At 71.3% G+C, this 23,081-nt stretch carries 21 protein-coding genes and 1 pseudogene; 8 read left to right on the plus strand and 14 right to left on the minus strand.

Going from position 1 to position 23,081, the window contains the following annotated elements:
• The first annotated feature begins 60 nt into the window (after nucleotides 1-60).
• Complete coding sequence (locus IE212_RS15330; RefSeq protein ID WP_190198386.1) at nucleotides 61-2,685, plus strand: M16 family metallopeptidase; 2,625 nt, start codon at nucleotides 61-63, stop codon at nucleotides 2,683-2,685.
• 144 nt (nucleotides 2,686-2,829) lie between these two features.
• Here the strand turns inward: IE212_RS15330 and IE212_RS15335 are convergent, their stop codons facing one another.
• From IE212_RS15335 to IE212_RS15360, 7 genes and pseudogenes are all read right to left on the minus strand, one after another.
• Nucleotides 2,830-3,135, minus strand: a complete 306-nt coding sequence (locus tag IE212_RS15335) for a transcriptional regulator (protein WP_190198387.1) — start codon at nucleotides 3,133-3,135, stop codon at nucleotides 2,830-2,832.
• On the minus strand, nucleotides 3,132-3,599 hold the full coding sequence (locus IE212_RS15340) for a hypothetical protein (RefSeq protein ID WP_229864336.1): 468 nt from the start codon (nucleotides 3,597-3,599) through the stop codon (nucleotides 3,132-3,134). Before IE212_RS15340 ends, IE212_RS15335 begins: the two co-directional genes overlap by 4 nt.
• A 49-nt stretch (nucleotides 3,600-3,648) precedes the next feature.
• Nucleotides 3,649-4,635: a helix-turn-helix transcriptional regulator gene (locus IE212_RS15345; protein ID WP_190198389.1), complete on the minus strand. Its 987-nt coding sequence runs from the start codon at nucleotides 4,633-4,635 to the stop codon at nucleotides 3,649-3,651.
• A 305-nt stretch (nucleotides 4,636-4,940) separates the two neighbouring features.
• Nucleotides 4,941-5,237 carry a hypothetical protein gene (locus IE212_RS15350; RefSeq protein WP_190198390.1) on the minus strand — a complete coding sequence of 99 codons (297 nt, stop codon included), beginning with the start codon at nucleotides 5,235-5,237 and terminating at the stop codon, nucleotides 4,941-4,943.
• Between the two features lie 69 nt (nucleotides 5,238-5,306).
• Nucleotides 5,307-5,939, minus strand: coding sequence for a hypothetical protein (locus IE212_RS15355; RefSeq protein ID WP_190198391.1), 633 nt, complete (start codon nucleotides 5,937-5,939; stop codon nucleotides 5,307-5,309).
• A gap of 549 nt (nucleotides 5,940-6,488) precedes the next feature.
• Nucleotides 6,489-6,745 (minus strand): annotated as a pseudogene (locus IE212_RS34950) (transposase); the annotation flags it as partial.
• A gap of 140 nt (nucleotides 6,746-6,885) precedes the next feature.
• The gene (locus IE212_RS15360; RefSeq protein WP_190198392.1) at nucleotides 6,886-8,418 is read right to left on the minus strand and encodes a CehA/McbA family metallohydrolase; all 1,533 of its coding nucleotides are present in this window, start codon (nucleotides 8,416-8,418) and stop codon (nucleotides 6,886-6,888) included.
• A gap of 187 nt (nucleotides 8,419-8,605) precedes the next feature.
• Here IE212_RS15360 and IE212_RS15365 point away from each other — a divergent pair, with 187 nt between their 5' ends.
• The 3 genes from IE212_RS15365 (at nucleotide 8,606) to IE212_RS15375 (ending at nucleotide 12,438) form a co-directional block, all read left to right on the plus strand.
• Nucleotides 8,606-9,451, plus strand: coding sequence for an LLM class F420-dependent oxidoreductase (locus IE212_RS15365; RefSeq protein ID WP_190198393.1), 846 nt, complete (start codon nucleotides 8,606-8,608; stop codon nucleotides 9,449-9,451).
• Between the two features lie 148 nt (nucleotides 9,452-9,599).
• A complete protein-coding gene (locus tag IE212_RS15370) occupies nucleotides 9,600-9,809 on the plus strand; it encodes a hypothetical protein (RefSeq protein WP_190198394.1) in 210 nt (69 codons plus the stop codon).
• A gap of 43 nt (nucleotides 9,810-9,852) precedes the next feature.
• Nucleotides 9,853-12,438 carry a bifunctional FO biosynthesis protein CofGH gene (locus IE212_RS15375; RefSeq protein WP_190198395.1) on the plus strand — a complete coding sequence of 862 codons (2,586 nt, stop codon included), beginning with the start codon at nucleotides 9,853-9,855 and terminating at the stop codon, nucleotides 12,436-12,438.
• A gap of 412 nt (nucleotides 12,439-12,850) precedes the next feature.
• Here IE212_RS15375 and IE212_RS15380 read toward each other — a convergent pair whose 3' ends face one another.
• Together IE212_RS15380 and IE212_RS15385 are read right to left on the minus strand one after the other, a co-directional pair.
• Complete coding sequence (locus IE212_RS15380) at nucleotides 12,851-14,272, minus strand: hypothetical protein (protein WP_190198396.1); 1,422 nt, start codon at nucleotides 14,270-14,272, stop codon at nucleotides 12,851-12,853.
• A 34-nt stretch (nucleotides 14,273-14,306) separates the two neighbouring features.
• A complete protein-coding gene (locus tag IE212_RS15385; protein WP_229864338.1) occupies nucleotides 14,307-14,777 on the minus strand; it encodes a GtrA family protein in 471 nt (156 codons plus the stop codon).
• A gap of 111 nt (nucleotides 14,778-14,888) precedes the next feature.
• Here IE212_RS15385 and IE212_RS15390 point away from each other — a divergent pair, with 111 nt between their 5' ends.
• Nucleotides 14,889-15,884, plus strand: a complete 996-nt coding sequence (locus tag IE212_RS15390; RefSeq protein WP_190198398.1) for a glycosyltransferase family 2 protein — start codon at nucleotides 14,889-14,891, stop codon at nucleotides 15,882-15,884.
• 85 nt (nucleotides 15,885-15,969) lie between these two features.
• Complete coding sequence (locus IE212_RS15395) at nucleotides 15,970-16,530, plus strand: hypothetical protein (protein WP_190198399.1); 561 nt, start codon at nucleotides 15,970-15,972, stop codon at nucleotides 16,528-16,530.
• Here IE212_RS15395 and IE212_RS15400 read toward each other — a convergent pair.
• The 3 genes from IE212_RS15400 to IE212_RS15410 form a co-directional block, all read right to left on the minus strand.
• Complete coding sequence (locus IE212_RS15400; RefSeq protein ID WP_190198400.1) at nucleotides 16,523-17,038, minus strand: DUF2165 domain-containing protein; 516 nt, start codon at nucleotides 17,036-17,038, stop codon at nucleotides 16,523-16,525. The two genes, IE212_RS15395 and IE212_RS15400, sit on opposite strands and share 8 nt — an antisense overlap.
• 75 nt (nucleotides 17,039-17,113) lie before the next feature.
• Entirely contained in the window at nucleotides 17,114-17,986 is an 873-nt protein-coding gene (locus tag IE212_RS15405; protein WP_190198401.1) for an ABC transporter permease, read from the minus strand.
• The gene (locus IE212_RS15410) at nucleotides 17,983-18,591 is read right to left on the minus strand and encodes an ATP-binding cassette domain-containing protein (protein ID WP_190198402.1); all 609 of its coding nucleotides are present in this window, start codon (nucleotides 18,589-18,591) and stop codon (nucleotides 17,983-17,985) included. Before IE212_RS15410 ends, IE212_RS15405 begins: the two co-directional genes overlap by 4 nt.
• Nucleotides 18,592-18,861: 270 nt before the next feature.
• Between IE212_RS15410 and IE212_RS15415 the strand changes: the two genes are divergently transcribed.
• Both IE212_RS15415 and IE212_RS15420 read left to right on the plus strand, forming a co-directional pair.
• The gene (locus IE212_RS15415; RefSeq protein WP_373301391.1) at nucleotides 18,862-19,860 is read left to right on the plus strand and encodes an ABC transporter ATP-binding protein; all 999 of its coding nucleotides are present in this window, start codon (nucleotides 18,862-18,864) and stop codon (nucleotides 19,858-19,860) included.
• Nucleotides 19,857-20,708, plus strand: coding sequence for an ABC transporter permease (locus IE212_RS15420; RefSeq protein ID WP_190198403.1), 852 nt, complete (start codon nucleotides 19,857-19,859; stop codon nucleotides 20,706-20,708). The genes IE212_RS15415 and IE212_RS15420 overlap by 4 nt, the downstream gene beginning before the upstream one ends.
• A gap of 184 nt (nucleotides 20,709-20,892) precedes the next feature.
• On the opposite strand, the gene IE212_RS15425 is transcribed toward IE212_RS15420, so the two are convergent.
• A complete protein-coding gene (locus IE212_RS15425; RefSeq protein WP_190198404.1) occupies nucleotides 20,893-21,714 on the minus strand; it encodes an IPT/TIG domain-containing protein in 822 nt (273 codons plus the stop codon).
• A gap of 411 nt (nucleotides 21,715-22,125) precedes the next feature.
• On the minus strand, nucleotides 22,126-22,938 hold the full coding sequence (locus IE212_RS15430) for an alpha/beta fold hydrolase (protein ID WP_229864340.1): 813 nt from the start codon (nucleotides 22,936-22,938) through the stop codon (nucleotides 22,126-22,128).
• Nucleotides 22,939-23,081 lie beyond the last annotated feature (143 nt).

Genomic DNA, 23,081 nt, shown 5'->3' on the forward strand with positions numbered 1-23,081 from the left:
CCGCGCCGGTTCCCGGACCCTCGACACAACTCCTTGACCACGAAGGGGAGACGTACCCTCATGAGCACCTACCGTCCGCGACCCGGGCTGCACAGGTTCACCCTGCCGAACGGGCTGCGGGTGGTGCTGGACAGCCGCTTCCCGCAGCCGAGGGTGGCGGTCGCCGTGCACTACGGCACCGGGTTCCGGTCCGAGCCCCCGGGCCGAGAGGGGTTCGCCCACCTCTTCGAGCACCTGATGTTCCGGGGGAGCGCCAGCCTTCCCGACGGCCGCTTCTACGACCACGTGCATCGTTTCGGTGCCCGGGCCAATGGCACCACGCACCAGGACTACACCGACTACTACCAGGTGGTTCCGGCCCAGGCCCTGGAGCGGGCGCTGTTCGCCGAGGCGGATCGGATGCGGGCTCCGCTGTTCACCGAGACCGCGCTGGCCGAGCAACTGCGCGGCGTGGAGCTGGAGATCCAGCAGGCCGTGCACGACAGGCCGTACGGCGGCTTCCCCTGGCCGCTGCTGCCCGGAGTGCTGTTCGGTACCTTCGCGAACGCGCACGACGGTTACGGCGACGCCGAGCGGCTGCGCACCGTCACGGTGGCGGACTGCGAGGAGTTCTTCGACGCCCACTACGCTCCCGGCAACGCCGTGCTGACCGTCGTCGGCGGCGCCGACCCCGAGGGGATCCGGCAGCTGGTGGAGCGGCACTTCGCCGGCATACCCGCTCGCAGCACGGCACCCGCGCCCGTCCTGGCCGAGCCTCGCCCGGACGAGGAACGGTGGTTGGAGTGCACCGAGCCGGGGGTCACCGCGACCGCGCTGGCCATGGGACACCGGCTGCCCGACCCGGGAACGGATCTGCCGGGCTATCTGGCGCACGCCGTGCTGGCCCGGCTCACCGCCGAGCAGGGACCGGTGGCGCCCGGTCTGCCCGCGGTCGGGACGAGCTGCGGTTTCTTCGGCCCGCTGGACGCCAGGGACCCCGACGCCCTGGTGGTCACCGCGCTGCTGCCGCCGGACGCCGGTCCGAGGGAGGTGGCGGCCGCGATCGCCCGTCGCTGGGCCGGCTGGGCCGAGCTGCCTCCGGCGGAGGCGGTACGGCGCACCGTACGGCTGATGACGGCTGAGCATCACCGCGGGCAAGGGGACCTGGAGACCCGGTGCCGTGCCTTGGGCCGTCTGGAGATCCTCTTCGGACGGGCCGACATCCTCGACCGGATCCCGGACCACCTCGCGGCCATCGGGCCGGCCGAGATCGCGAGGGCCGCCCGTGAACTGGCGGCCACGCCCGCGACGGTCCTGGTCATGCGCCCGGGCAGCACCCGGACCCGGCCGGAGCCGCCGTTCGGCGACACCGGAACCGGCGGTGCGGACGCGGCCGGCTCCGGCCGTGTCTCCCGGGTGCGCGCTGAGGCCCGCGCCATCCCGCCGTACGGGCGGCCCGCGGCACCCCTCCGATGGCAGTCGGACGATCTGGTCCTGGACAACGGGCTGCGTGTGGTCGCTCTCGCCGACCGCCGGGCACCGGCCGTCGAGGTACGGCTGCGGCTGCCGCTGGGCGTTCTCGGCGGGTGGGACGCCCCTGCGGCCGAGTCCCTGCTGCGCCGCGGTCTGGCCCGTACCCGGGCCGGCGATCGTGCGGCGGGTCTGGGCGGCGTCATGGAGGGGTCCGTGGACGGGCAGTGGATGGACGTCACGGGCTGCGTTCCACCGCAGGAGCTGCCGGCCTGGCTGGCCGTGCTGGCGGAACTCCTGAGCGCACAAGGGGAGTTCCTGCAGGAGGCGGCGTCGGAGCCGTCGCCGGCGAGCGCGGGCCGTACCGTTCGTCCGACGGCCGGACGCCTCATGGACGACGCGGTACTGCGCCACTGGCTGGCGGACGAGACGCCGGGGAACGCGTCGTCGAGGGGGGCCCTGCAGGGCGGTGTGCTCATCCTCAACGGGGACATCGCCCCGGACCGTGCCCTCGCGAAAGCGCGCGAGGCGCTCACCCGCCCGAAGTTCACCGGCCTCACCCCGCTCCCCCGTACGGGCGGCGCCCCGCGGCGGGCCGCGGGCGGCCGGCTGCTGATGCTGCGGTCGCCCGCCGAGCGCGAAGTCCATCTCACCTTCTGCGCACCGGAGCCGGCGGCCCCGGCGGACGATGCCGAGGCGACCGAGGCGGCACGCTATCTGGCGACAGCGGTGTTCGGCGGCTACTTCGGTTCCCGGCTGGCCGCCCGGATGCGTGGCGTGATGGGCGCGGGCTTCGAGGTGTACGCGGGACGGGACGTCCTGCTGGACACCGCCCGGGTCTTCGTCCGGGCGCGGGTGGCGCCCCACCTGGCCGGGGAGACTCTCGCCGGGGTGCGGGCGGAACTGCGCCGGGCGGGTGAGGAGCCGTTCGGGGACGCGGAAGTGGCGGACGCCCGGGAGTTCTGCGCGGCCCAGGCGCTGGGTGCGTTCGACTCCCCGGCCACCCAGGCCGATCTGCTGCGCCAGCTGACGGCCGCTGGGCGAGACCCGCTGTGGTTGCCGCGCATCCCGCGACTGCTGCACGAGGTGCCCGGCGAGGCCGTGGCCCGGGCGGGCCGTGAGCTGTTCGCCACCGCCGCCATGGACACGGTCCTGCTCGGCGCCGACGCCCCGGACGAGTTCATGAAGCCGGGGGTGCTCCCCGGAGCACCGGCGGGGGCGTTCGCCCGGCGCTGACGCCGAGGTACCACTTCGACGAGGGTCGTGCCGCGCGGCCCCGCACCGCCCCCGGTGTACGACCCCGGTGTGCCGCCGAGGAGCACGCCGGGGTCGTACGGTCTCCCCGCTCCCGCGCGACCACCGGGTCGCGCGGGAGTTCGGCTACTGCTTCGCCGGGTCGGCGAGTGCCGCGATGCGCCGCAGCTCTGCCAGGTGTCCGGCGAGAGCGGTGCGGCCCGCGTCGGTGAGGGCGAGCCAGGTGTGGGTCCGGGAGTTCATGGGCGCCTTCCTGACGGTGGCGTAGCCGGCCGTCTGCAGCACTTTCATCTGTTTGCTCAGCACGGAGTCGCTCACCCCCAGGGCGTCGCGGACCGCTGAGAACTCCATGGATTCCACCGCGGCGAGCATCGCGCAGATCTGCAGCCGGTGCGTCGGATGGATCACCTCGTCGAGGCCGGACGCGGTCATGGCCGGCGCAGGAGGTCGTGGCGCAGAGCGTCGTCGTTGCGCCTGCTGACGTAGATGGTGAAGGCCAGAGCCGCGAGGCCCGCCACCGACATGGCGCCCGGCAGGTCCGCGGCCAGCTTGAGGGCCAGGCCCACTCCGCCGAGGACGATGAGCATGATCAGGTACAGGCCGTTGAGCTGGCGGGTGCCCGGCGCGGACAGGGAGCGGTTGACGGAGACGCCCCGGGAGCGGGCGACGGTCAGGGTGAGCGTGGCGGGCAGTAACACTCCACCGACGAGAACCCCTGTGGGCACCAAGCTTCCGCCGACATCGATCGAGAGGAAGGCGAGGCCGACACCCAGGCCGAGCCCCGCGTGGTACCACCAAGGGGCGGCGGCGCGGTCCGCGACCGCGGCACGGGCGGCGGCGGCGCTGTCGAGGGCGGCACGGGCGTCGGCAGGTCCTTCGGGCGTGATGTTTTCCATGTTGGAAAGTCTACCTCGACTTTCCAACATGGCAAGTCCCCCGGCAGGCTCAGATCCAGCCCCGCTCGCGGGCCAGAAGCACGGCCTGCGGACGGCTCGCGGCATTGAGGATGTGCAGGATGCTGGCCACGTAGCGACGGTAGGTGCGTACCGAGACACCCAGGTCCCGGGCTCCGATCTCGTCCTTCGTGCCGCGGCACATGGCCTCCAGGACCCGCTGTTCCTCGTCGGGGAGCCGGTCCCCCTCGTTCTCCGCGCTGAAGGACATCAGATCCACGGCGTCGGACCAGATCTTCTCGAAGAGGTCCACCATGTTGGCCACCAGTCCGGCCTCGTTCGCCACCAGCGCCCCGCGTGAGCTGTCGGCCGGGTCGATGGGCGTCAGTGCCGTGTGGCGGTCGTAGACGAGGATGTGCGCGGAGATCTCCTCCGCCACGCGGATCTCGGCACCGAGCGAGGCGAGTTCGCGCAGGTACTCGAAGGTCAGAGGGTCTTCGACGGTCTTGCTCAGAACGACGTTCTTGATCCGTACGCCCCGTCTGATGCATCGCAGGTCCAGGGGTCTGGAGTGCTGGATGTTCTCGGGGGTCAGGGCGGTGTAGGGCTCGGCCGAGAGGATCTCCTCGCGGGCGAAGAAGGCCAGGGCGTCGATCCTGCTGCGGATGGTGTCCAGGTTCTCGATCTTCTCGACGACCGGCGCCGGGGTCGGTGCGCGTTCCTGTTCGGCGCGCAGTGAGGCGACCAGGTGCCGGGCCTGGGTGACGGCCCGCATCTCGTCATGCAGTTGTCTCAGTCGCAGGTCGGCCAGAGTGTCCACGACAAGTTCCGGATTCCCAGGCAGATATCCCCCATCCCCGCCTTCTCCCAGAACGGCCAGTGCGGTGAGCCGTCCCAGCGCCGCCCCGACTTCCTCAGGGCATACTTCCAGCAGGAGATGGACGTCATCAGCCGTCGTTCCGGGATTTCTCAGGAAGTGCCGGTAGAGGCGTTCCTCCAGCTCCGACAGTCCGAGTACGGACGCTGCACCTAGCGTCAAGTCACTACCCCCGTGTCTCACTCCGGCGGCCCTGGCCCCTGGTCAGGGAGCGGCGGCCGCCATGACAAACGCAGCGATCATAAGGAACCGGCACAGGTAAACGGAACGCCGTAACCCGCCACCGTCGCCCCACGACCCCCGGTTCATCCCGGTTTCTCCACCGGAGAGACGGAGCCTCCACCGAACCGCCTTCGCCCCGGCGGCCGGCGCATCGGGGACAGGGCCCTCAACAGTGCCTCGTGTACAGACTCAGCGCGTTGTGCAACCGGTCGATGGGGTATGCGTGAACACCTTGGACCACGACATCACTTCTTGACGTAGAGGTCCACGAAGGGCGAGAAGGGCAACACCCGTACGCAGATGTATGCGCTCCACTTGCCGTCCGCGATGCCGTTTCTGCCCGCCTTTTCGCAGGCGGCGTCCATACCGGAGAACGAAGCTTCGCGAACGAAGCCTTCAGGGGGCGTCCAGGCGCTGGCCACTGGCCGCTGCTCTGAGCCAGTGGTGCCGCCGCCCGATGCGGCGTATGCCCCCGGGGCGCCCAGGGCGAGCATGGCGGCAAGCACTATGCCGGGCACTGCTTTCTGTATCGCACGAGTCATGGCAGGTTCCTTCTCTTCAGTCGGGGTGACTTGCAGGCCTCAAGATCGGTTGAGATGCGGCTTCTCAGGTCATTTCTTCACGTACAGCACCTGGTGGAGGAGGGGTACGTCCGCGCCTCGGTATTCCTGGCGGCACACGTAGGCGGTCCAGCGGCCTTCCGCAATGCCCTTTTCTCCTTCAGACCTGCAGTAGTCCGGTGTGGCCAACCATGCGGCTTCGTAGACGTATCCCTGTGGCGCGTTCGAGCCTTCCGGAAGCTGCTGGGCGGGGCCGCAGTCGGTGAAGGCCGCGGCAGTGTCGCGACAGACCTTGATGAGAGGTCTGCCGGCGTATTCGCGATAGACCGGCACTGTTTCGGAGCCGCAGATTGTCGCTACCTTCGTGATGGGCCCGGGGAAGGAGCCGAGCGTGAACTGGATCGTCAGCGAGTAGCATCCTGGGCCGGAATTTCGAAGCTCCCCGGAAATCGCGCTCTTACCGTCAGCAGGGCGAATCAGGCCAGAGGCCTTTGCGGTTCCGTGCGCTACTGACCACTCGGACATGGCTCTCTCGGCACCTCGATCGCCTTCCGCGGCTGCGTCGGCTGCCGTGGCCGTCCGTGCGAAGGCGTCATCCTGTGCGGCCGTAGCCGTGGCTGAGGTGGATACGGTAATCAGAGCGCTGATGGTAGCCGCCGCGGCGATACGGGTTCGCTTGCTCATCAGTCAGGTTCTCCCTTTCTCTTGCACAGACGGCAGGTGCTGGTCGCTCAGTTGTCGCGCCGAATGGGGCAGCCCATGAAGCCGTTGACGGGCCAGGAGGGCGCTTGGCGGCATTCCCTGAGCGCATCAGTCGCGTTCTTGAGTCCTGATCAGGGCCATGAAGCGGGTCAGCGGTCAATATCGCGTCCTCCGACCTGGAAAGTTCCTTGCCCACCTGGCCCCAGGCAAAGAAGAGTCCGCGGAACGCGTTCTCAGAGTCGTTTCTCGGGGACGCTGCGAGTGCGGCAACTGCCGGTCCGGCCGAACAAACCTGAGTCCCCCTCGAGTCGATGGAATGCCCCGAGGGGGTGGCACGTGCGTGCGGTCGACACGCCCTCCCCCCGGTGCGCGCTCAAGATCTTCACATAGTCGATCACGTTCGCACAAGAACCAGCAGATGTGACCGAACGCTTTGGCCGAACAATAGCCGTGGCTTCGGATCCCGCTTGACCCGACGGCAGAGGGAGAGGTAGGGGCAGTCCATTTCGGAAGTCCTGGCCGGATGCGGCAGGGCCAGTGGCGGGCGAGCCGGAGGATGCGGTGGCTCCGGTGATGATGAGCTGGGCCGCAGTGGAGAGCACACGCAGTCGCAGGCCGCGGGGTTACCCAGAGCCGGGCGGTGCCGGCCAGGGCGAGCATCGGCATCCAGGCCGGCAGGTCGACTGTGACCTGGACGACCTCCGGCCAGATCTGGTTCTGCGTGGCGTCGTGCAGGGGAGGCTCCGCAGGCCGGTGGCGCGGGCGGCGCGGACGTGGTCCTCGGCGCGGCCGCCCGTGGACGCCAGGCGTTCACCTAGGTGAGCGAGAGCAACCCAGCGGATTCCTGCCAGTACGTCCGTGATCCACAGGTGGTGGACTGACTCCGCCGCATACCCCGTAAGGGGCGCCGGGGTTCCCGCACCCGATCTCACTGACCTCCGAGAAAGACCGGGTTCGTGAACGCAGCCAGCGCACCCGGCAGCGGCCCCGCCGCCGCCTCGTGCCGCAACTCGGCCCGCACGTACGCCGCGTACGACGCTGTCGTCCGCCACTCGACGACGCCCGAGCCCGAGACCGGCAGGGGGGCGCTGGTGTGCAGCACACCCTGGTCGGTGACGAAGCGGACCGTGCAGCGCGGTGCGCCCGTGACCTCCAGGCGGACGGTGACCGGCGTGTCGCGCGCCACCCTCAACCGCCCGCCGATACCCGCGTGTTCACCGCGCCCGCCGGACGCCCGGAACGACAGCCCGACCCTGGCGGACTCGGCGACGTACGACCGTCCGGCCCTCAGGCCCTCCTGGACGGCCCGGCGGGTCAGGTCGTCGGCCAGGACGACCGTCTGGGGGCTGCCGACGGTGTCCGGGTCGCGGTGGGCGTCGCTGCTGCCCATCGCCGGGAGCCAGTCGCGCCCGTCCCGCCCATCGCGCACGGACGCCACCAGCATGCTGTCCCAGTCGGCCAGGGCCACCTCGTCGTCGGGCGTGTACGGGCCGTTCCACACCTCCACCGCGTCGGCCTCGCCGAAGCCGAACTTCCAGTTGCAGCCGACGCACGTGGCGTGCGGGTGGGCGGGGACGACCAGGCCGCCGGCGTGGCGGATCCGGCGGGCGAAGCGGCCGAAGCGGTTGTCGCGGGCCCGGTAGCGCCAGTCGACGAAGGTGCCCGGGTCGGTACCGAGCGCCAGCACGTGGCCGTTCCGGGTCGTGATCTCCTCACCCAGCATCACCAGCAGGTCGTCGCCCGCCACGTCCGCCCAGTGGGCGTGCGCCGCGTGCGTGTTGTGCTCGGAGGAGTTGATGAAGTCCAGTCCCGCCGCCCGCGCCAGCGCCCCGATCTCGGCGGGGGTGCGACGGCCGTCGGAGTACCAGGAGTGCAGGTGGCAGTCCCCCCGGTACCAGGCCCGTCCCCGCCCCCTCGCCCGCTCCGGCGGGTACACCGGCCGGGCGGTCTCGCCCGGCTCCCCGTACGTCAGCGTGACGGTGATCTCGTACGACATCCCCTGCGGGGCGACCGTGTACGGGCCGAGCGCGATGTGCCACGTGCCCGGGCGCACCGGGCCCGGGATGTATCCGGGCGTCGCGTCGTCGGCGCGGATGAAGAACTCGGTGCGCGCCCCGCCCGACCAGCCCCGGAAGCCCCGGCCGCCGAGTTCGGTGCCGCGGTCGTCGAAGACGCCGATGTCGAGGGCGTTGCCGGTGGTGCCGGGCGGGACGGACGGCCGGTCGTAGGCGTAGGCGACCTTGATCTCCCGGACACCGGCCGGGACCTCGACGGGCACGTACACGAAGTCGGGAGAGCCGGGCGGCAGGGTGCCGCGCACCGTTCTGCTCTCCTGGCCCGCATCGTCCCGGCCTCCGCCGGCCGCTGACGCGAAGGTCACGCCTCCCAGCGTAAGCGCGGCGGCGGCTCCGGTCACGAACAGGGCGCGCCGGCCGGGCCCGCCGTGGTTGTCCTCGCACATGCGGCTGCTCCCAGGGTGTCGTCGGTGACGTGGCACGGGTGGGGCGGGGTGGTGCGTACAACTCTGGTATTGAGCCGTGAACTTCGGCGCACGGGAAGGGGACCGGCGGTTTTCGCCGACACGACCCCCTGTGCGATGCCGACCGGCCGGTATGGACAGTCGGCCCTTCCCTGGGTAGGGATACTCCATGCGCATCGCCGTGACGATCTTCCTCACCGACGAGACGATCACCCCGACCCGGCTCGCACGTGAGCTGGAGGACCGCGGGTTCGCCGGGCTGTTCCTGCCCGAGCACACGCACATCCCGGTCGAGCGGACCACCCCGTACCCGGCCGGCGGCGAGCTGCCGCGCGAGTACGGCCGGACCCTGGACCCGTTCGTGGCGCTCGGCCAGGCCGCCGCCGTCACCGAGCGGCTCGGGCTCGGTACCGGCATCACGCTGGTCGCCCAGCACGACCCGATCGACCTGGCCAAGCAGGTCGCGACCCTGGACCACCTCTCCGGTGGCCGGTTCACGCTCGGGCTCGGCTTCGGCTGGAACGTCGAGGAGGCCGCCGACCACGGCGTTCAGTGGCGCACCCGGCGCGAGCTGGTCAGGGACCGGATGGGCCTGATGCGGGCCCTGTGGTCGGAGGGGCCGGTCGCGTACGAGGGGGAGTTCAGCAGCGTCCGGGCCAGTCAGGCACATCCCAAGCCCGTGCGGAAGCCGCGCGGGCCGGTCATCGGCCCGCGCACACTCGTCGGCGGGGGTGCCGGGCCCAAGCTGTTCACGCACATCTGTGAATACGCCGACGGCTGGCTGCCCATCGGCGGGCGCGGCCTCTCCGAGTCCCTGCCCCTGCTGCGGGCCGCCTGGGCGGAAGCGGGCCGCGACCCGAAGGCCCTCCAGGTCGTGCCGTACGCCGTCCACCCGTCCCCCGGCAAGCTGGCCCACTACGCCGACCTCGGCATCGACGAGGTCGTGGCGCAGCTGCCGCCGGCGGGGGAGGCGGAGGTGCTCAAGGCGCTGGACGGACTCGCGGGGTATCTCTGACGGCCGGCAACTGCGGGGCCGGGCAGAGCAGTTGGCTGTCACTACTAAAGTGCGGGTCAAGAACCATCCGGGGGCACCGCGCGGCTGACCACCGCGCCCGAAGGACGTGACCCGCCACCCGGTACCGAGCCGCCCACGGGGGAGCGTCATGAGATTCGCCTGGCTGTCCTGGCTTTACCGGCATTTCACGGAATACGGCTACAGCCAGGGGCTGTTGCCCGCCGCGATCGGCACACTCGCCGTGCTCGTGACCGCAGCGCTGGTCTGGTTCACCCTGGACAACCGCAACAGGCCGGCCGCGATGGCCGCCTCCGGCCTCACCTGTGCCCTGGGCATAGGGTGGCTGGCCTTCCACTGACCGGGACCACCCGCGCTGATCAGCGCACTCGTATGCTCGAAGGATGACGACTTCCGCGACCTCCGGAACCGGCCCCACCGAGAACTCCATGCGTCGCGCCCTGAAACGGGCCAGGGATGGCGTCTCGCTCGACATCGCCGAGGCGGCGGTCCTGCTGCAGGCCAGGGGGGAGCATCTGGAGGACCTGTCGGCCTCGGCCGCCCGGGTGCGCGACGCGGGGCTCGAGGCGGCCGGCCGGCCCGGAGTCATCACGTACTCGAAGAGCGTCTTCATCCCCCTGACGCGGCTGTGCCGGGACAAGTGCCACTACTGCACCTTCGTCACCGTCCCCGGCAAGCTGCGCCGGGAGGGCCACGGGATGTTCATGTCCCCGGACGAGGTCCTCGACATCGCCCGCAAGGGCGCCGCCCTCGGCTGCAAGGAAGCCCTCATCACCCTCGGCGACAAGCCGGAGGACCGCTGGCCGGAGGCGCGCGAGTGGCTCGACGCGCACGGCTACGACGACACCCTCGCCTACGTCCGCGCCATCTCCATCCGCATCCTGGAGGAGACGGGCCTGCTGCCCCACCTGAACCCGGGCGTCATGTCCTGGACCGACTTCCAGCGCCTGAAGCCGGTGGCGCCCAGCATGGGCATGATGCTGGAGACGACCGCGACCCGCCTGTGGTCCGAGCCGGGCGGCCCCCACCACGGCTCCCCCGACAAGGAGCCCGCGGTCCGCCTGCGCGTCCTGGAGGACGCGGGCCGCTCCTCCGTCCCCTTCACCTCGGGTGTCCTGATAGGGATCGGCGAGACCTACGAGGAGCGCGCCGAGTCCCTGTTCGCGCTGCGGAAGGTCTCCCGCGCCTACCACGGCGTCCAGGAACTGATCATCCAGAACTTCCGCGCCAAGCCGGACACCGCGATGCGCGGCATGCCCGACGCGGAACTCGACGAACTGGTCGCCACGGTGGCCGTCGCCCGTCTCCTCATGGGCCCGAGCGGCAACATCCAGGCCCCGCCCAACCTCGTCGACGACGAGTACGAGCGGCTGATCCGGGCCGGCATCGACGACTGGGGCGGCGTCTCGCCGCTCACCATCGACCACGTCAACCCGGAGCGGCCCTGGCCGCAGATCGAGCAGCTCGCCGAGAAGTCCCGGGGGGCCGGGTTCGAGCTGCGTGAACGGCTCTGCGTGTACCCGGAGTTCGTCAAGCGCGGCGAGCCCTGGCTGGACCCGCGGCTGCGCCCGCACGTGGCGGCCCTCGCTGACCCGGAGACCGGCCTGGCCCGCCCCGACGCCCTCCCGCGGGGCCTGCCGTGGCAGGAGCCGGAGGAGGTCTTCACCGCGTCCGGCCGCACCGACCTGCACAGCTCCATCGACACCGAGGGGCGTACGTCCGACCGCCGGGACGACTTCGACGAGGTGTACGGCGACTGGGGCGCCCTGCGCGAGGCCGCCGCCCCCGGCATGGCACCGCAGCGCATCGACACCGACGTACGCGAGGCCCTGCGCACGGCCGCCGACGACCCGACGAGGCTCACCGACGAGGAGGCGCTGGCCCTGCTGCACTCGGACGGCCCGGCGCTGGACGCCCTCGCCCGGGTCGCCGACGACGTGCGGAAGTCGGCCGTCGGCGACGACGTCACCTACATCGTCACCCGCAACATCAACTTCACCAACGTCTGCTACACCGGCTGCCGCTTCTGCGCCTTCGCCCAGCGCCGCACGGACGCCGACGCCTACACCCTCTCCCTGGACCAGGTCGCCGACCGGGCCCAGCAGGCCTGGGACGTGGGCGCGGTGGAGGTCTGCATGCAGGGCGGCATCCACCCGGACCTGCCCGGTACCGCGTACTTCGACATCGCGCGGGCGGTGAAGGAACGTGTCCCCGGCATGCACGTGCACGCCTTCTCGCCGATGGAGGTGGTCAACGGCGCGGCCCGCACGGGCATGTCGATCCGCGAGTGGCTGACCGCCGCCAAGGAGGCCGGGCTGGACACCATCCCGGGCACGGCCGCCGAGATCCTCGACGACGAGGTCCGCTGGATCCTCACCAAGGGCAAGCTGCCCGCCGCGGACTGGATCGAGGTCGTCACGACGGCCCACGAGCTGGGCATCCGGTCCTCCTCGACGATGATGTACGGCCACGTCGACCAGCCCCGCCACTGGCTCGGGCACCTGCGCACCCTGGCCGGCATCCAGCAGCGCACCGGCGGCTTCACCGAGTTCGTGACGCTGCCGTTCGTGCACACCAACGCGCCGGTGTACCTGGCGGGGATCGCCCGCCCGGGTCCGACCATGCGGGACAACCGCGCGGTCACCGCCATGGCCCGGCTGCTCCTGCACCCGCACATCCCCAACATCCAGACCAGCTGGGTGAAGCTCGGCACCGAGGGTGCCGCCGAGATGCTCCGCTCCGGCGCGAACGACGTCGGCGGGACGCTCATGGAGGAGACCATCTCCCGGATGGCGGGCTCGTCGTACGGCTCGTACAAGTCGGTCAAGGACCTGATCGCGGTGGCGGAGGCGGCAGGCCGCCCGGCCAAGCCACGCAACACCCTCTACGGGCCGGTTCCCCAGGAGCGACAGCGGACCGCAGAAGCCTCCGACGGCCACCTCCCGGAACTGCTGCCGGTCCTGGACTGAGCGCCCCGTCAGGGGCGCGGGGAACTGCGCGACCAGCCACGACGCTCCCGCGGACGCAACCACCGCCGCGCTTCACCCGTCGGCGTCGGACCGGCCGGGGGCGTGTGCCCCTTGAGGGGCGCGGGGAACTGCGCGACCAGCCACGACGCTCCCGCGGCCGAAACCGTCACGGGAGCCGCGTTTCACCCGTCGGCGTCGGACCGGCCGGGGGCGTGCGCCCTGTCAGGGGCGCGGGGAACTGCGCGACCAGCCACGACGCTCCCGCGGACGCAACCACCGCCGCGTTTCACCCGTCGGCGTCGGACCGGCCGGAGGTGTGCGCCCCGTCAGGGGCGCGGGGAACTGCGCGACCAGCCACAACGCTCCCGCGGCCGCAACCACCACGGGAGCCGCGCTCTGGCCGGCCGGGGCCTCACGACGCCGGCGACCGGCCCTCGGCATCCGTCGGCCGATGCACCGGCACCGTACGGCCGGCCGTGGCGCCGGGGCTCGTCGGCGGCGGGGGCGTCTCCCCCCGGCCCAGCCACAGCAGGAGCAGGCCGAGGGAGCCGGCGATCGCCGGCCAGTAGACGTAGCGGAAGTCCGTCGCGGGCATGATCGGCAGGTAGCCGAGGATGTAGGCCGCCGAGCTGACACCCAGTGCCCGGACCGGCATCGAGAACAGCCCCTTCCCGGGACGGATGGCGAGCAGCAGCGCGACGGCCAGCCAGAACCACCCGCGGAACAGCCACGGCACATCCTCGGCCATGCCCTCGACGTACGTGCCGAGCATGTCCTCGAGCCGGGGATGCGCCACGGTGATGCCCAGGTCGTTGCGGGTGATCCCCGCCTTGTACTGGTAGCCGGTCTCGAACAGCAGGCTCGCGAAGAGCACCAGCCGGTACTGGACGTACCGCGGCACATGCCCGCCCATCTCCCGCAGCCACAGGGACGTCAGATCGTCCGAGTCACCGCGCAGCCCGTCCGCCGGGCGTTCGTAGCAGGCCCAGTAGGCGTCCGACAGGGCCCCGGCCCGGTCGCACTCCCGCGCGGCGGCGACCAGCCGGTCCCTGAGGCCGGTGGGCACGTCCGCCGACCTGAGCTCGTCCACCGTCAGCACATGGACCAGGTCGTCGAGCGCGATCTGCGCCTCCTGGTGCGTCTGCAGGGGCCGCGCGAAGAGGGAGATGGCGGCGGCCGGTACGAGTACGGCGGCCGCCAGTGCCGCCGTGCACCGCACCCACGTACGGCGTCCGGGGCCGAGCCACAGCGCCAGGACCAGCAGGACGAAGACGGGGATCGCGGCGAGGAAGGCGTTCTTGCGCACCAGCACGGCGTACGCGAGGAACAGCACACCCAGCCAGAGCAGGCCCCACCGCACCGCGGGACGCGGACGACCGCCCCGCAGCCGCAGCCCGACGAACGCGACCGCGACCGCGGCGAGCAGCGCGAACGCCGCGTGGACGTCCTTCCACACCACCCCGGCGAACGTCAGCACCCACGGCAGCAACCCCAGCCCGAGCACGGCCAGCGAACCGGCACGGCTCGCCGTCAGCTCCCACACGCACCAGGCCAGCACCCACAGCGCGCCCCAGAGGACCAGGGACTGCAGGACGGCCATGGACGCGAACGACCCGGTCACGGCGATGAGCGCACGCCACACCAGGCTCAGCACCGGCGGGTGCCAGTCGGTCAGGGGCGTCGTTCCTCTGGCCTGCCGCAGCTGGTCGAGGCTGTCGGGACTCAGGTAGCCGGGGGCGAAGACGAGGACCGTGCCCAGGCAGCAGACCGCGGCGACGACGGCCAGTGCCCAGACCCAGCGCCGCACCCGCGACACCCATCCCGTTTGTCCCATATGCCGGATGCTAACGGCTCAGGATGCCGACGGCTCAGGGGGCGACGAAGACATAGCGCCGGTAGGCGTAGAAGCGGAACAGGGTCGCCAGCACCCAGCCCAGGACGCGGGCGGTGTTGTCGCTGAGCGGGGAGTCGAGCCCGAGCAGATGCCGGGAGGCGAAGATCGTGCCCGCAGTGATGGCGAGCCCGACCCCGTTCGCCACCAGGAACAGGACGAGTTCGTGGGCCACCTTCTCGCGGTGCCGGTGCCGGTAGGTCCAGTAGCGGTTCCCGGCCCAGCTGAAGAGCGCGGCGGCGGCCGTCGCGAGGACGGACGCCTGAACGGGCGACGTGCTCATCGGCCCGCCCCGCGCGCCCCCGGGCAGTCCGAAGACGAGCAGGTTGTAGCCGCCGTTGTCCACCACGAAGGCCAGGGCGCCGACGGCTCCGAACTTGGCGGCCTCGCGCCAGATGCCCTTGATGGCGTCACGCGTACGCAGCGTCACAGATGCGAGGACCGGCACACGGGGAGCGTAACGACCCGGCGCGTCCTCACCGCTCAGCCACGCTGATATCGCATCATTTACTACCGAATGGGTAATTTGCTGCGTCATTGGTCCGAGTAAGGAGCGGCCGTGGACCCGACGATCGCGTGCGTCGTGCCGTGTCACAACGAGGAGGCGGCCGTCGGCAAGGTGGTGCGCGACCTGCGGGCGGCACTGCCCGAGGCGGTCGTCTACGTCTACGACAACGCCTCCACCGACCGCACGGTGGACGTCGCCCGGGAGGCGGGCGCGATCGTCCGGCAGGAGCCCCGCAAGGGCAAGGGCAACGTCATCCGCCGCGCCTTCGCCGACGTCGACGCCGACGCCCTGCTCATCATCGACGGTGACGACACCTACGACGCCTCCCGGGCCCGTGACCTGGTCGACCTGCTCTTCGAGGGGCCGTACGACCAGGTCGTGGGCGCCCGCCGGGTCACGCACGACGGGGCCTACCGGACCGGGCACGCGGCAGGCAACAGACTCCTCACCGGGGCGGTGCGCTCCCTGTTCGGCAACGACGTGACCGACATGCTGAGCGGTTACCGCGTCTTCTCCCGGCGCTTCGTGAAGTCCTTCCCGGCCCTGGCCCGCGAGTTCGAGACCGAGACCGAGATGACCATCCACGCCCTCCACCTCCGCCTCCCGACGGCGGAGCTGCCGGTGGACTACCGGGTCCGCCCGGCCGGCGGCGAGAGCAAACTGCGCACCTACCGGGACGGCTGGCGCATCCTGCGGGTCATCCTCGACCTGGCCAGACGCGAACGCCCCTCCCTCGTCCACACCGCGGTCGCCGGAGTCCTGGCCCTCGTCTCGGTCCTCCTGGGCATCCCCGTCATCGCCGACTTCGTCCGCACCGGCACCGTGCCCCGGGTGCCCACGGCGATCCTCGCCGCCGCGATCATGACGATCGCCGCGCTGGTCCTGCTGGTGGGCTACATCCTGGAGTCGCTCACGCACATGCGGCAGGAGCAGACCCGCCTCGTGCACCTCTCCTACCCGGCCCCCGTCCGCTCCCCGCACCACACCGTCCGCGGCGCCGGGACCGGCCCGGTCCCGGTCCGCAAGGCCGCCGCCGACGGCACCTGAACCGCCTGGGGAACAGCGTGCGCGCAGTACGATGATCCGAGCCCCGGTGTGTTGCGGGGCCCCGTGACTGAGGAGATGCGTGCCCGTGCCTGCCCGACTTCCCTCCTGGGCCTGGGTGACCGGGCTGACCGTGGGAGCGATAGCCGCGGTGACGGTCCTGGCCGTGCAGGCCGACAAGGGCCCGCACCCCACCGCCACCTCGGCCAAGCCGAGGAGCACGGCCCCGGCGGGCAGGCACCCCGCCCCCGCCGCGTCCACCCCGGCCAAGGTGCCCGACGGTTCCGGCACCGGCCGGCGCGTCGTCTACTCCCTCGGCGAGAAGCGGGTGTGGCTGGTCGACGCGAGCGAGGCCACGCGCCGCACGTTCACGGTGTGGCCGGGCACGGTCAGCCCCGACCCCGGCACCTACACGGTGTCGTCCCGCAACGAGAGCACGACCGGCTCGGACGGCGTGCGGATCGAGCACATCATCTATTTCGCCGCGAAGTCCGGCGTCTCCGTCGCCTTCTCCAACGCGGTCGACGGCGCCTCGCCGCCGCCCGCCGACTCCGGCGCCAGGACGGGCGGGGTCCGGATGAAGAAGGCGGACGGCACGGCGCTGTGGGCGTTCGGCACGGTCGGTACGACCGTGACCGTGGTCAGGTAGTGGCGGACGACTCCGCACGCGGGGCCGACAACTGGTTGACGATCAGCACGACACCGCTGAACAGGAAGACCCGGGTCGCGGCGTCCAGCCCGTTCCAGTTCTTCGACTGCCACATCGAGAACCACTCACCGCCTATCGCGATGAACCCGGCGCCGAACAGCAGCATCACCATCAGCAGCCCGTAGGTGGAGAACTGCCGGGCGCGCGCCTGGTCCCGCCGCGCCCACAGCCAGCTTCCGTAGCCGAGGACCAGAGCCGCGACGGTCTCCCAGGCGATGATCAGAACGTAGGCGGTGTCCTGAAGCCCCGTGCTCGTTATGGCCCGCCACATCAGGTCCTCGTCCTTGAACGTGGTGTCCATGGCCAGCACGTGCCGGACGAACTGCTGGTTGGTGCCGAAGTCGGTGATGTTCCCTAAGGCGACCAGCGCCATGTAGAGGGCGATGGTGGCGGTGAGCACGGTGGCGGCGAGGGACAGCGCGCCGCGAGAGTTGGGGGAGGTGGCCATGCCGATCATTTTCCCCGGCCGCCGCGTTGGACGCGACACCATTGAACCGACCTTGTTCCGCGGCGACTTGGCGGATCAGTGTGCTTCCGTCTCGGACAGCGCTGGTGAGGGCGTGGCGGCCCGGCGCGGCGCGGGAAGGCCGGACGTGCCGCTCTCCCGCCCGGGGCCCGGCGTCCGGGCGGCGGGCGGCGGCAGGGAGTTGCGGGTGCTGCGGCGGAAGCCCACCAGCGCGATCAGGGAGGCCGCCGCGAACCAGCCGAGCTGGATGGCCAGGTGGCCGGGTACCGGGGTGCTGGAGAATCCGGCCGCTGTACTGGCCTGCATCGCCCCGTAGGAGGGCAGGTGGCGCATGACCGGGTTGTCGGCCCCGGAACTGCTGATCGGGTTCTGCAGCGCCAGGTCGATGATGCTGGTCATCACGATGGCGAACATGCCCTCGACTTCCCGGCGCAGCAGGGATCCGAAGCCGACACCGAGCGCGCCGTAGGTGAGTCCGGCGCAGAACAGCGCGGCGGCGAGCAGGAGAGGCCGGCGGGGTGTCCAGGCCAGGCAGGTGACCGCGGTGGCGTAGGCGGCGACCGCCGCCGAGACCAGAGCCAGGGCGGTGACCTTGGCCAGGACCAGGTGGGCGCGGGGGTAGCCGGCCATGGCCAGCCTGCGGTCGAATCCGCTGCCGGAGAACGTGGCGGCGAACATCATGAAACCGGTGATCAGCGTGACGGCGTTGAGCGCGCCGCTGATCTCGGTCAGCTCGTTGCCGGGCGGCGCCAGCGTCTCCCCGGTGGCACGCAGACGCATCCGCGCCGGGGTGTCGGGCATCGCCAGGTACGCCAGGGTCGTCCACACCGGGACGAACACGGCCACCAGAACCATGGCGAACCGGTTGCGGCCGTGCTCGACGAGCGTGAACCGGGTGGCGACGGCGAAGCGGCTCAGGTGGAACCTCACGCGGCGGCCCCCGCCTCGTCCGGGCGGAGCAACCCGCCGTCCAGGCGCCACAGTTCGTCGAGGCGTTCGGTGTCGTACGCCAGGTGGGAGACGACCAGGACCGAACGCCCCGCGTCCCGCAGCCGCCCGGCCAGGTCCCAGAACCGCTGGTAGGTGTCCCAGTCGAACCCCTGATACGGCTCGTCCAGCAGCAGCACCTGCGGATCGTGCATGAGCGCCAGCGTCACGTTCAGCTTCTGCCGGGTGCCGCCGCTGAGCGCCCCGGCCCGCTCGTCGGCGTATCCGGTGAAGCCCAGCACCTCCATGATCTCCTCGGCGTACCGCACATCGGCCAGGCGGTAGGCCGTCCGGAAGAACATCAGGTGCTGCCGGACCGTCAGGGAGTCGTTGAGGACCACACGCTGCGAGCAGTAGCCGAACCGGCCGCTGTGACGGACCGTGCCGCGCGCGGGCCGCAGCTCGCCGGACATGACCTTCAGCAGCGTGGACTTGCCGGCCCCGTTCTCCCCGACGATCCCGCACAGCGTGCCGGGCCGAAGCCGCAGATCGACGCCCCGCAAGACCACGCGCCGGCGGTAGGCGTGATGCACATCCGCGACCTCCATGCCTGTCTCCCCCCGGTGGACCTGGACCGGCCATGACCCGAACGGCCCAACGAACAAGGCTTGTTGAGGACACGCAGAGCGCGCGGGCCGGCTGAACCCTGATGTCGGAGCCCTTCGGTAATCTGTTCGCCAAGGGGGCCCGAACGGCTGCCGACAGGCGGCCACAGCAGCGGCACCACCGTGGAAAACGTCCCTGACCACCGGCGTTGACACGGCCTGCGGCCCCCTGATCCCACAAGGACACCACACGAGTCGTACGGGGGAACGCCGATGACCAACACTCATGCCTTAGCCAAGGCCGGGGAGGCCGGGGAGGCCGGGGAGGCCGGGAGCAGCCCACCGCCGGGGAGCGACACGGTCATCGACGTACGCGATCTGCGGATGCGCTACCGCAGCCAGGACGTGCTGAAGGGGGTCGGCTTCACGGCCCGGCGCGGCGAAGTCGTCGTGCTGCTCGGACCGAACGGCGCCGGCAAGACGACCACCATCGAGGTCCTGGAGGGCTTCCGGATGCGCTCGGGCGGTGACGTGACCGTCCTCGGCACGGATCCGGCCGGCGGGGACGAACGGTGGCGGGCTCGCCTCGGCATCGTGCTGCAGTCCTGGCGCGACCACGGCAAGTGGCGGGTGCGGGAACTGCTGGCCCATCTCGGCTCGTACTACGCGCCGTACTCCACCACCCTCATACAGCGCCCGTGGGACGCCGACGAACTCCTGGCCGCGGTGGGGCTGACCGAGCAGGCGGAGAAGCGGATCGGGACGCTGTCCGGCGGGCAGCGCAGGCGTCTCGACGTGGCCATCGGCATCGTGGGCCGGCCCGAGCTGCTGTTCCTGGACGAGCCGACGGCCGGTCTGGACCCGGAGGCCAGGAACGAGTTCCACGGCCTGGTGCGCTCTCTCGCGGACGAGAACACCACGGTCCTGATGACCACGCACGACCTCGTCGAGGCGGAGAAGCTCGCCGACCGGATCCTCATCCTGGCCGGTGGCCGCATCGTCGCCGACGGCCCGGCCGCGGAACTGTCCCGGCGGGCGTCGGCGGAAGTCACCGTGCGCTGGACGCTGGACGGGCGGCCCTTCGAGGAGGCGACGGCGCAGCCCACCCGGTTCGTCCGCCGGCTGTTCGAGGAGCACGGCGAGGCGATCGGCGGACTTGAGGTGCGCCGGGCGAGCCTGGAGGACACCTACCTGACGATGGTGCGGGAACTCGAGGCGGGCGACGCCTCCGGTGAGCGGGCGGCGCACGCCCTCGGGGAGGGAGCGCGATGAGCCCCGTGTGGTACGCGGCGAGAGCGGGAGTCCGGCGCGGCTGGACGGAACTGCGGCAGACCTTCACCACCGGCCAGGACGTGTTCGGCTACGTGCTGTGGACGGTCCTGCTCATGGTGCCGTTGTTCCTGAACAAGGACGATCCGCTGAAGGGCGCCGGCATCTCCGAGGGCGCGTTCATGCTGCCGAGCATGCTGGGCATGACGCTCGCGTTCACCGGTATCGGGACCACGGCACAGCTCCTCGCGACCGAACGCGAGGACGGCACACTGCTGCGGGCGAAGGCCGTGCCGCACGGCATGGTCGGTCACCTCGTCGGCAAGATCATCATGGTGTCGGGCACGGCCGTGTTCTCCATGGTGTTCCCCTTCGCCGTCGGCGTGTTCCTGGTGGACGGGGTGGCCCGGCAGGGCGGCGGAGCGTTGCTGACCCTGGTGTGGGCGATCCCGCTGGGTCTTCTGGCGACCCTGCCGATAGGCGCCGTCATCGGCTCACTCGCCAGCAGTCCGCGCACCGCCGCGTTCCTGATGCTCCCCATGATGGGACTGTTCGCGATCTCCGGCATCTACTTCCCGATATCCGAAATGCCCGAGTGGCTGCAGACCGTCGGGCAGGTCTTCCCCGTGTACTGGGTCGGCCTCGCTCTCCGGTCCGCGCTGCTGCCGGCCGACGCGGTCGTCGCCGAGATCGGCGACTCCTGGCGGCTCCTGGAGACGGCGGGCGCCCTGGGCGCCTGGACGGTCGCCGGTCTGCTCCTCGCACCGCCGGTCCTGCGCAGGATGGCCCGCCGCGAGTCCGGGGCCGCGATGGCGGAACGGCACCGGAGGGCGATGCAGCGGGTCGGCTGAACCCGCGAGCGGTAAGTGTCCGCCCAGTCTCAGCGACATGCCGTACGCCCGGCGTGCCGCTGAGACCAAGACGCCAGTCGTGGTCGCACATGCGCCGCGTGCGGAGCCGTGCCCCCACGGGACAACAACTCCGCACGCGGTGATGCTCGTCCGGGCTGGTCTCAGCCCGGCTGGTGCAGGACACTCACTGGTACGTGAACCCGCCGGGGACGGTCGCGGTGCCGCCCGGGGTGGTCACCTGGACGGTGGCGTTGCCGGCGGCTCCCGGAGGAGTCAGTCCGATGAGCAGGGTGCCGCCCGCGGTGACGATGACGTTGGTCGCCGGGTTGCCGCCGAAGGTGACGGAGGCGCCGGTCAGGTTGGTGCCGGTGATCACGAACGGCGTCCCGCCCGCGATCGGCCCGGTCGCCGGGGTGATGGCCGTCACGGTCGGCGGGGTCGCCGCGACGTAGGTGAAGCCGCCGGGGACGGTCGCGGTGCCCGCCGGGGTGGTCACCTGGACGGTGGCGTTGCCGGCGACGCCCGCAGGAGTCAGACCGGTCACCAGGACTCCGCCGATCACGTTGACGTTGGTGGCCGGGACACCGTTGAAGGTGACCGAGGCGCCGGTGAGGTTGGTGCCGACGATCGTGAACGGCGTACCGCCGGTGGTCGGTCCGGTCTGCGGGACGATGGCGATGGCCGTGGGCGGCGGGGGCACCGGAGGTGCGACGTAGGTGTAGGTCACCGGAGCGCTGGTCCCCGCGGGGGTGGTGACGACCACGGGGACGCTGCCCGCCGCGTGCGCCGGTGCCAGGACGACGAGCAGGAGGCCGGACGGGTCCTGCGCGACGATCGTGGCCGGCGTTCCGCCGAAGGTGACGGACGTCGCCCCGCTGAGGTTGAAGCCGAGGAGCAGGACGAGGTTGCCTCCCGTGGTGGGCCCCGAGGCCGGCACGACGGCGAGGACCGTCGGCTGCGTCGGGATGGGGGGCAGAACCAGGCCTGGAAGCAGGTTCACGGACATGGATTTCTCCCGAACTTGAGTCGCTGATGGTGTCCGATGGATGTCCGTCGAGGCGCATGCGCGGCCGCACTCGGCCGGCCCGGTTGGGGAAGACGACACCAGGCACCCGGCGATGTTCTGGCCGAGGACGAGTGGTCACCGGAACGCTTGCGCTCAGTGGAGTCCGTGGTGGACCGCCGTGCGGCCTGTCTGCTGCCAGGGCGAGGCAACGTGGAAGAGGCTGGAACAGCTACAGCTCTCCGGGGCAGGCCCGCGGACATCCGGTATGCACTGTCCGGCGTCGATGGGCGGGCTGCCGGTACCTCCAGTAGTAGGCACGAGTGGCAGGCCGGACAAGGGGCGCGTACGAGCATCACTCGTTCGGGGGAGCGCGTCGCGTGGCTTCAGCGCACCGTGTGCGCTACGGGCGTGTCAGGGCAGGTGTGACAGCAGCAGTTCGGTGAGACGTCCGGGGGTACGGAGCGGCAGGTAGTGGTCGGCGTTCGGGACCGTCACGCCGCGGGCGCCGGGGATGCCGTCGACGAGTCGCTCGGCGATCACCGCGATCTCCGGGTGGTCGTGGCCGCCGTGGATGACCAGCGTCGGCGCGGCGATGTCTCCGAGGTGCGGTTCGGCGTCACGGTCGGCGGCGACGCAGTGCTGTTCGCTCACCATTCGCCGCTCGGCGTTCGAGGCGACCATCGTCTCGATGAGGTCCCCTCCGGGAGCCGTACGGCCCATGGCCGCCCAGATCGTGAGTTCCAGCTCGGCCAGGGTGGCCGTCTCACGCGCGCGCCGGGCCGCGGCATACGCCGACAACTCGGGCCTCCGCGGCCAGACGTGACCGCTGACCGAGGCACCGACCAGGGCCAGTGCGGCGACACGCTCCGGGTGAGCGAGGGCGAAGTCCAGCGCGGTCTCCCCGCCCATGCTCAACCCGACCAGCGCGGCTCGGCGAAGGCCGAAGTGGTCGAGGACGGCGCGCAGATCCCCGGCATCGCTGAACGGCTCGCCCGGAGGCGTGGAGCGTCCCAGCCCGCGGGCGTCGTAGCGGATCACGTCGTGGTGGCGGGCCAACCCGGGAACGACGGCGTCCCACAGACGGGAGTCCATGCCGGCGCCGTGCAGCAGCACGACCGGGCTTCCGGCGCCGCCGCGCTCAGCCCACAGCCGGCCGCCGTCGGGAGTGGGAAGGAGGACTTCCCGTGCGGGCGCGTCAGAACGTTCGTGGGAGTTGGTTGCCACCCCGCGATCCTCTCAGGCGGTTCACCACGCCTTCGGGCACTTCCGGGGCGTTCTCGCCGCCGTCGGGGGCGAGACGGCGCGGCGGACTTGAAGGCAGCCCCGCCTCCCCATTCGATTACAGTGCTGGGCGTCGTACGTGTGGA

This window comes from Streptomyces djakartensis, from assembly GCF_014651075.1.
GTDB lineage: Bacteria > Actinomycetota > Actinomycetes > Streptomycetales > Streptomycetaceae > Streptomyces > Streptomyces djakartensis.